Origin of the sequence: Microcystis flos-aquae FACHB-1344, assembly GCF_014698375.1 — a bacterium.
Classification (GTDB): Bacteria; Cyanobacteriota; Cyanobacteriia; order Cyanobacteriales; family Microcystaceae; genus Microcystis; species Microcystis aeruginosa.
The window spans coordinates 1-9,041 of the sequence record NZ_JACJSW010000081.1 but is presented as its reverse complement, the minus strand read 5'-3'; the positions used below and the strand labels follow the sequence as shown (position 1 = coordinate 9,041).

The 9,041-nt window shown below is 44.3% G+C and carries 9 protein-coding genes; 4 read left to right on the top strand and 5 right to left on the bottom strand.

All coding sequences use genetic code 11. The features are described 5' to 3' along the window. Nucleotides 1–263: 263 nt before the first annotated feature. The 5 genes from H6G48_RS06155 to H6G48_RS06135 form a co-directional block, all read right to left on the bottom strand. Nucleotides 264–2,618 (bottom strand): GH116 family glycosyl hydrolase, encoded by a 2,355-nt coding sequence (locus H6G48_RS06155; RefSeq protein WP_190720134.1) that lies wholly within the window; start codon nucleotides 2,616–2,618, stop codon nucleotides 264–266. A 174-nt stretch (nucleotides 2,619–2,792) separates the two neighbouring features. Then, complete coding sequence (locus tag H6G48_RS06150) at nucleotides 2,793–3,236, bottom strand: DUF3531 family protein (RefSeq protein WP_012264377.1); 444 nt, start codon at nucleotides 3,234–3,236, stop codon at nucleotides 2,793–2,795. A gap of 229 nt (nucleotides 3,237–3,465) precedes the next feature. Further along, on the bottom strand, nucleotides 3,466–4,047 hold the full coding sequence (locus tag H6G48_RS06145; RefSeq protein WP_190720131.1) for a CPBP family intramembrane glutamic endopeptidase: 582 nt from the start codon (nucleotides 4,045–4,047) through the stop codon (nucleotides 3,466–3,468). After that, nucleotides 4,044–5,102, bottom strand: a complete 1,059-nt coding sequence (locus tag H6G48_RS06140) for a DUF3326 domain-containing protein (protein ID WP_190720127.1) — start codon at nucleotides 5,100–5,102, stop codon at nucleotides 4,044–4,046. Before H6G48_RS06140 ends, H6G48_RS06145 begins: the two co-directional genes overlap by 4 nt. Then, entirely contained in the window at nucleotides 5,099–5,275 is a 177-nt protein-coding gene (locus H6G48_RS06135; protein ID WP_002734354.1) for a hypothetical protein, read from the bottom strand. The genes H6G48_RS06140 and H6G48_RS06135 overlap by 4 nt, the downstream gene beginning before the upstream one ends. 662 nt (nucleotides 5,276–5,937) lie before the next feature. Here H6G48_RS06135 and H6G48_RS06130 point away from each other — a divergent pair. Genes H6G48_RS06130 through H6G48_RS06115 form a run of 4 tightly spaced genes read left to right on the top strand, consistent with a single transcriptional unit; the run spans nucleotide 5,938 to nucleotide 8,474 of the window. Beyond that, entirely contained in the window at nucleotides 5,938–6,558 is a 621-nt protein-coding gene (locus H6G48_RS06130; RefSeq protein ID WP_190720124.1) for a hypothetical protein, read from the top strand. Nucleotides 6,559–6,585: 27 nt separating this feature from the next. After that, nucleotides 6,586–7,776: a PEP-CTERM sorting domain-containing protein gene (locus H6G48_RS06125; RefSeq protein WP_190720121.1), complete on the top strand. Its 1,191-nt coding sequence runs from the start codon at nucleotides 6,586–6,588 to the stop codon at nucleotides 7,774–7,776. Between the two features lie 11 nt (nucleotides 7,777–7,787). After that, a complete protein-coding gene (locus tag H6G48_RS06120) occupies nucleotides 7,788–8,249 on the top strand; it encodes a hypothetical protein (RefSeq protein ID WP_190720118.1) in 462 nt (153 codons plus the stop codon). A gap of 18 nt (nucleotides 8,250–8,267) precedes the next feature. Further along, nucleotides 8,268–8,474 (top strand): hypothetical protein, encoded by a 207-nt coding sequence (locus tag H6G48_RS06115; protein WP_002762824.1) that lies wholly within the window; start codon nucleotides 8,268–8,270, stop codon nucleotides 8,472–8,474. Nucleotides 8,475–9,041: the final 567 nt, after the last annotated feature.

Genomic DNA, 9,041 nt, shown 5'->3' with positions numbered 1-9,041 from the left:
TTGTTAATTGGTCAACGACTCAAAGAAATGAACAAAGAGGTAATTGCTTCAATTGTTGGACGAGGTTATATCCTGGATGCTCTATCTGTAGTTGGTATTTAGAGAATTGGTATAATCCTAAATCCGTTGAGTATAGGCTACTTATCAGGAGAGGCACTCATGCAAAAGGGGGAATAAATAATCAGTTTTTAATAACCAGATTTAGTATTACAGTGATTTACTAGGTAAAACCAGATCGCCAGTTAGATGGCGATAATCCTGTTTTATCCCTGAAATTCCGTCAAAACCCCATAGATAGCCCAGATAGCCATGGCGCGTAAATAATGACAGGCGCGAAAAGTTCCCACCGATGTTATTGCTTCCGGGGTGCGAAATTGTAGGCCATTTTCATAAATTTGTTGTACCACCGCCTCCGTAATTTGCCATCCTTGCTTTTCCATTCCCATTTGCAGTAAAAAAGCCACCAACCCAAAATTAATTCCTACCCAAACTTCCAAGGGATGAGTTGCCTGGGGATTTTCGGGAGTACCATCGGGTTTTAACCCATTTGCCGCCCCAAATTTTCCCCCATGAAACTTGAGAAAACAAGCCTGATAAATCTTACTTAAAGCTGATTGCGTGTATTGATTTTCTACCACATCTGGTAAAGCCAATAAACGGGCATAAAATTGACCGCATAATTGGTCGGTCATCACCACATCGGAACCACTGCCACTATCCAAATTATAATATTCTCCATTCCAGAGAGTCTGATGATAAATAGCGCGAGATTGCTGCAACCAACTGGCAAAAATTGCCGTATCTTCTCCAATGATTTCGCCAATTTTAAGCGTCGCTTCTAGGGCTGCTATCCACAAACCACCACAATAGGCACTAATTCCCTGTAAACGCCAATCATCAAAGGTTTGGTCTGGTGCGCCGGAATTTTCGGGGATGCCATCGTTATCAAGGTCAAAAGTTTTTAAATATTGCAAAGTCAGGACAATTGACGGCCAACATTCCCGCAGAAAATCCTCATCTTTAGCACCCGTTAATAAATAATCCCGATAGACTAATAAAACAAAATCACTGCCTAAATCTTTCCAGAGATTACAATCTTGATAACTGGTGTAATTACTCTTTTGCCAAGGGTGTTCATTGGGCGCACCTAAATCGTGGGGAGTGGCATTTTTAGCCTTACGAATGGCACTAGCTTGATTATAACCGATAATCCGAGGAGTATCGTCACTGCTGGGAATTGCCCTGGCAAAAGCTTCCATCACAGCCTTTTCTAAGCGCGGCCATAACATCAGTAACCCAAAGGAACCATAGAGACGCACATCAAGACTTTCATACCAACGATAATCAATACATTCTAAGACCCCAAATTGACCGATAGGATCCTGTTCGGTGGCTGCCGTCCAGAGAGTGCCGCCGTCAGTTAGGAGGTATAATTCGTTAAATAAAGCCATTTTAAACCAATCGGCCAGATCGGTGCGTTCTAGGATCGGTTGTTGCCAGTTAATAATATTTTCTCGCCATGTATCGCCGTGTTTTAAAGCCGTGCGTACCATCGCCCAAGCATTTTGACCATTGCGACCGAAAAAGTCCGTATAACGACGATAATAGTTAATTCCTTGGGCAAATTCGGTGACTGGTAAATCCCAAGCCAAAATAAAAGGAATTTTGCGAGTTTTCCCCGGACGAATGGTAAAACGAATCGCCATGGCCGTGGCCGTTTCTTCCCCTTTTTGGGCGGGGGTTTCGTCCTCAATATCCGGTAAAGAGCCATTCATGGCGAAATAGTCCCAAACTTCGCCCCCATCGCCCGCAGGGTTCCATTTACCCAGATAAAATACCTCTAGACTCGGATTAGTGATACTAGCAATCGCCATCTGTCCATCCCCTTCCCCGGGGTTTTCGTAATCTCGACCCATTAGACAGCCAACGCGGAAATTATCGACAATCCATTGATTATAATTACCCTCACTTTCCCCCCATTTTGATTGATATTCATAGACGGGACTACCATCATCTCTCACCTTAACCACTGGGGATTTAATCGCGTTAGTAAACCAACCGATTGTATTTTGCCAAGTCAGCATAATACTAATAGTAATCGGTTTATCGGTGGGATTATGAACCGTCCATTCAAATAGGGCTATAGGATAACTACTTTCTTGATAATTATGCGCCCAAACCGGTGAGAATTGTTCGCAAATTAATTGAGTCTGAAAAACATCTTTGTACTCGTACCAACTGCGGGGATAAAGGGCAGAATATGTTCCCTTTTCGGCTGGATACCACGACCAGCGCGATAAAGTTCCATCCGTCGGGCTTTCCGTCGCCATAGCGTAGGCTTGGGCGCTTCCGTCTTCTGTTTGTTCAAAAATGCTAAATTGACAGGCCGCAAGGCTATTAAAACTGTGTTCACCACCGTCCAGATGCCAGAGATTAAAGTCACCTTTGGGGGAACGTCCGATGCAACCGGCCCCAAATCCTCCCAGAGGCATCCCATGCCAAGGACCATCATCTAAATTGCTGGCGTAGCGGACGCTGTAGGGTTTTTCCCAACCTTTGCCTAGAGGACGTTTCCAAGCAGCGGCGGGAATTTCTGGAAGGGAGACGAGATTAAGCATAGATGTTTTTAAGTGGGGTGTGGGGAAGTGGGGAAGTGGGGAAGTGGGGTGTGGGGTGTGGGGTGTGGGGTGTGGGGTGTGGGGTGTAGGGTGTGGGGAGAATAAATAAATAAAAATAAACTCCTGACTCGGAGAATTCTGACCCCACCAAGAAACTTTTTCACTAAACCCTAATTATTCGCTAAAGAGATAATTACTGCGATCGCTAACCGTCCAATCTTGATTTTCTCCACCGATAATTAAACGTTTAATATCGACAAAATCCTTACTTAATTGGGTCAAGGCATTGATTAAAATATCTAAAGCAATAAGATCGCTAGTACCAAGGTCAAACCAACAACGTCCCCAAGTACCTAAGTATTCAAAATCGGTCATATTGTGCATCGGTGACATAAAGGCATTTTCGGCCATATCTGGATCGTATTCCATATAACTAATATCGACTCCCACCTCCTGTACCTGTAGGTTTTCGGCATTGAAAGCTCCTAATTTACCCAAATAAAACCAAGAGGCAAAAACTTCTTCTACATATTGCTGTTCCATATTCGAGGGAACCGTCGAAAATTCCAGCCAAAACCAGACATCAAAAGGATTAAATTCGCGAAATTGTACTTCCATATTTTTTAGAGGAGACTCGGAGACGGGAGACGGGAGATAGGAGACAGGAGACAGGAGACAGGAGACAGGAGATGGGGAAGTGAGAATTATGAATTATGAATTGGGGAGAAGGGAGTATTTTCAGTAAACAGTAATCAGTAATCAGTGAAAAGACAGTAGGAAACTTTTATTTAATACTGCTCACTTAAAACTCAAATCTGATAACTGATAACTGATAACTGATAACTGATTACTGATTACTATGCTGTAATTTCCAGAGAAAACTAGCGAGGAGATTGGTGATAATATGAGCGAGGATCGGGATTAATAAATTACCGGTGATGATGACGGTATAACCGAGGGCAAAACCGACAACAGTTGCCCAGATAACATAGGGCCATTGTTGGGAACCGCTAAAATGGAGGATACCAAAAATTAGACTAGAAACGGTTAAACCAAAGATATTTAAGCCCAAAGCCGGCAAAATCACCCCGCGAAATAATAATTCTTCACTTAACCCCGGCAGTAATCCAATCCAAATTAAATCGGGCCAAGCTAAAGGTTTAATGACTAATTCTAAGTAAGAGTTAGCACTATGGCGATAACTAGACCAAAAACGATATAGAAGCCCACTAATTCCACTAATTGCCCCCGCTAAGGCTAATCCGAACAGGAAATCCGGGAGAGTCAAGCGAATTGCGGGAATAGCGATCGCACCGAAATATTGCCAAACTTTGGCGACTACCAGCAAGATAATCGCCGTTACCGCCATAATGGTGAGGACTTGTGTGCGTGTCAGGGGATCAAATTCGGAATTAGGGGAATTAGTCACGGATTCTCGGATAAACAGCGTAAAGAGTTGAAATTAGGGCGAAGAGATGCTAGGCTAACCCCTGCCCGTTGACAAACGATCGCACCGATCGCCTCTGTATATGAGTGTACCCTAATTGCTTTCACCCCTAGGGGTTCCGGGGCCACCTTCATTCTTGTACTATTTTCCTCGACAGCAATCAGTACACTTTTTTCTTGACAAAAACTCAAAACTGTGCAACAGCCGCAGGCACTGGCGGGAACGATCAGCGCGTCCACCTCCCGGCCCCAAATAGCATCGGGACTGGGCTGCTTGACCAATTGGGGGGCGCGACTTAAACCCACCAAAACGCAGGGTAAAAAAGTATAACCGATTTCTTCGGCCGCGGCCTTGGGGGAAAGTTGCGGATCGAGGGGCAGCGGACTTAAAGCGGGAGCGTGGGCCGCCGGTATTTGGAATTGTCGGACTACCAGATGGGAAATTACCGCTTCGGCCCCGGCAAGGGGATCCACCCCCTGACCATGGCGATAATTAGCCAGGGCAATGCTATCGGGATCGTCGGGAAAACGGGCAACAATGGCGATCGCTTCCGCCCGGCCCTGGTTAATCAGTTTTTCTGCTCCCCGCAGCAAGCTGTCGGGATTGCCAATTGTTCCCCAACTGGCCCCAGAGGCTGCCTCTCGCAACTGCACATTTAAGGGGGCATCGGTGATAACGTAATCGGTGAGATCTAAGCCTAGGGTGGCCCGGACAGCATCGGCAGCCTGAAGGTGTCTTTGCAAGAGGTCAAATTCAATGGCGCGATCGAATAGTAACCCGATGCGATTTTGATGGACGGGACTTAATCCCCAATCCCCCCGGGCAAAACGATCTAAAGCGTAACCCTCCACATAATAGGTGTTGTCCAGAGGCCAGTACAGTTGTGCGCCGTTGAGGACATTGGGATGGGTAATTAGGCGATCACAAACTTTAGCGATCGCTCTGGCCACGGGAATGCCATCCCCAGCATAACCGCCAATCGCTGCCCCGATGCCGGTGGGAATAATTAGTACGGCGGTATAGGGACGGGAATTCACGAGGCAGTGGTGACAATCGCTTCGACTTTGACTTGATTATTCTCGGTATCCACTTCTGTGATTGCCCAACGCAAGGGTTCACCCCGTTTGGCCAATTCTTTTTCAATTTCTTGCTGCAGTTGTTGCGGGGTTTCCTGTAGGTCGATTTCGGCGCTAATAAAGTGAGTGGTCATAGTCATAACTCCCGTGGATCATCTCATTTAGTTTACCGCAGTGGGGAGACCACTTCCTGAGCGTTGCGGGGGGGAGTGGGGAGAAGACCGATAGCCGTAGTCTGACACCTTTAGGAATAGACCTCTTGTAAAAATCAACAATTATCTTGGTTGGTTAGGAGTCAGCAGCCAGTAGCCAGGAGAATTAAGAAGGAACAGTCATCAATTAAACAGTCTATTTGGATATTTTATGCCACTTAATCCTTATTTTTAGCGTTTTTAAACCATCAAAAATCAATTGTGCCAGAGATTTAAGCATTAGCTTCAAAATAGTTAAGAATTATTCTCAACTATTAAAAAATATTGTTGATACTAGACTTGGTTAAAAAAAAGCCCTAGACTGAATGGTTGACAAGAAAATTAGTCTAGAGCCTGATTAAACCAAAGAAGCGATGCCAGTCGCTCCTTTAGCAGTGCATAGTTGAGGCTAAGTGATTACTAGAATCATTTAGCGCCAGCTTTGTCTATGTCTAAATTCTAGTCTTGACGTTATTGAGCGTCAACTTGAGTCTAAAAATCCTTTGATGGTTGGACACAGGTATTCTCTGGACTTTTTTGATCAAAGTTCGACTTAATTGAGATAATTTCTCATTTACTCTTTCCAAATCGTCAAGGAGAAGCAGATGTTATCTGATCCCACAGAATCCGAAAAAATAGATTTCCCCAAAACCCTAGATATCGCCACCGTTTGCGTTTATGGGCTAGGAATCCTCTCGGCGGGCTTATTTTTATTCCTGCCCTTCGTCAATCTCCTGCATCCGAGTCCGTGGCAGCGATGGTTAGGCACAATTCACGGTTTTGGCTCTTTATTAGCCCTAGTCGTCATTGTTTACGCAGGCCACCTCGCTTTTCCCCTGTTAAGAGGTTCTAGCAAACTCTTGCGGCAAATGCGAACCCTCACCTTCTGGGCTACCGTCCTCGCTTTTTTAGCGATCGCCACTGGTAATTTAGCCTATATGCGCTATCGGGCTGATTTAGAATTTGGCGGCGCGCGCGCTTGGTTAAAAGAAAATTCGCCCCTCGGTCAATACGTCCTCATGGAATACCACGAATTCAGCGTCCTGTTTACCTTGCCCCTAGGCGTGGTCTGCACTTGGATTCTCTGGAAATACGGCGACTCAATTTTAGACAAAGCTAACCGACCGGTGTTAACAGCCACTTGCATTGCTCTGATGGCAATGATGTTTTTTGCTATGGGTGGTCTCGTTAGCGGCCTCGGTGTCGCCAAAATTCAGGCTCTGTAAACCTTTATTTGCTTATTCACCTCAAAAATGACTAAAATTCAACTTTCGCTCGTTCTAGCCACTGTTTTCGGCTTACATACTGTGTCTCCTGCCCTAGCGGGTTCGATGTATAAAATCACCGACTTGGGTACACTCAGCCCCGATGGTACGGATACGAGGGCAGCCAGCATTAACAACCAAGGTCAAATCGTCGGTCGTTCCCGCACTGCCGGTAATACCGCTTCTAGTGGCTATATCTGGGAAAACGGTACGATAACGGCTTTACCCCTTACTGGCCCAGTTAATGGCGGCACCCCCGTCACTCTCCCCGGTCGCGGTGGTTTATCCCGTTCCATTAATGACGCAGGGATGATTGTCGGTGCGGGAGATGAAACCGCCGGCCCCACAGACCGGGCGTTATTGTGGACTCCTAACGGTTCCGGGGGTTACGACCTCAACATTTATAACTTTGGTGGCCTGGAAAGTTATTTTATCGACATCAACAACAGCAATCAGATTGCTGGTTATCATATCTTTGAAACCAATCGAAGAAACACTATTTTCTGGGAAAATGGTACGCGCATCGACTTACCTAGTCTTGACGGCGATCAAAATTTTGGTTTAGCCATTAATGACAATACCGAAATCGTTGGTTATGTAGACTCCGATGGTGTAGTGGACGGAACTAATGTCTACAGTGCCGCTTTTTGGGAACAGGATGCCAATGGTAATTTTGTCCTGACTAATCTAGGAATTCCCAACGGATTCGCCCAAAGTTTTGCCCGAGATCTTAACGAAAATGGCTTAGTTATTGGTCAAGCGACTAATGGTTCAGGAGCCACTTTAACCTCTAGTGGATTCCTCTGGGATAACGGCAATTTGATTAATTTAGGCAGTCTTGGTGGTACGCGAGGCGATGCTTTAAGTATTAACGAATCTGGTCAAATTGTTGGCTTTTCTAATCTTGCTAGTGAAGTTGCCCATGGGACTCTTTGGCAAGAAGGCCAGTTATTTGATTTAAATAATTTAGTCATTAATGGTACGGGTTGGGTTTTAAATCAAGCCACGGGCATTAATGGGCGTGGCCAAATTATTGGTTTTGGCACTTTTACTAATGAATTGGGAGAAACGGAAACCCGCGCTTTTATCCTAGAATCTGTACCCGAACCTAGCACCATTATGGGACTTTTAGCGGTGGGAATTTTGGGTTTTACACAGTTACGAACTCTTAAAAAATAGGAGCAACTCTCATGACACAACCCTATGTTGATAGCCCTTGGTACGGTAAAATCTGGGCTTTTGTACAACAATTTCCCCAAGGTTTAGCCCAAGGAGCCAAACGTTCTCCCGCTACTTCTGGCCCTGCAGCTGCGGCAATTATTAGCGCCGCAATCGGTTGTTGTTTAATGATGGTTTCTCACCATTTTTCCGATGCAGACCAGACAAAAACCGTAGAAACTCTGCTCTGGAATTTAGGGTCTTGGATTCCTGGCAGTAAAAATCCTAGCAAAATGTGGGGTAATATTGGCAGTTATACCGGCAAAGAAACTATGTTATTAATTGGCTGGTTAATCAGTTGGCCTATACTCCATTATCTCTGGAAAGATCGCGAGATTAAGGCTAAAACAATTCTCTTTTGGTTTTTCGCCCTCATTATTGCCGCCACCGCTATGTCATGGCATCCTATCTTTCCTTATTTACCCTTAACTTAAACTTCTGGAGGTAACAAAATGGATGTTCAAATTAGAAAACTTTCCTCTCGTAAAATGCACAATATCGTCTGGATTTTAGTGGGAGTTTTTGGTTTATTTGCTATTACTTTTCCTCTGTCTATGTGGCGAGTCAGCAATATGGAAAAGTTTCAAGGTTCTCATGTTAAATCTTTACCAGTGGAAGGAGAAGTGAATTGCAAATCTTCACGGATTACAACTAAATAAGGGGCTGGCTTAATACTAAGCAAGACAGTTTCAGCTAAGAAGGAAAAAATGTCATATCCTGTGGAGGCAAAACATCAAATAGTTGTTGAAAAGGAGAGACAATTTCTGAATTTTTGGCTGAGACTAAAACCCCCTTTTCAGAGATTTTATCTACTCCAAGTAATCTGGTTAAGCTGTACTAAATTTAAACTGAGTATTGGAAATTTGGCTCTTCTGGTTTCTGTGTGGAAACGAGGTCTATACTGATAGTTTCTTCCGCCGCTCGACTGAGCTTCGCTGAACGTAAAAATAGCCCTAAAAGTCTTGCCCGATAAGCATTTCACGATTCCATAAGCAAAAATTATCACACAAAGAATAAGAGGCTCTTCGGGAATTGTTATGCAAATAATTAACTTAAAATAAAATTCGATGAGAGCGCCTACGCTCAAAAGTATCTGAAATCCATACAGGGAAAGACTTAAGGCACAAACAGGTTAATACCAAAAGATAGACAATTGAGTTAAAATTTGATATAATAGCCAAAAACGAGATTATTTTACTTATGATACTTGACAAATTTTTGAACCT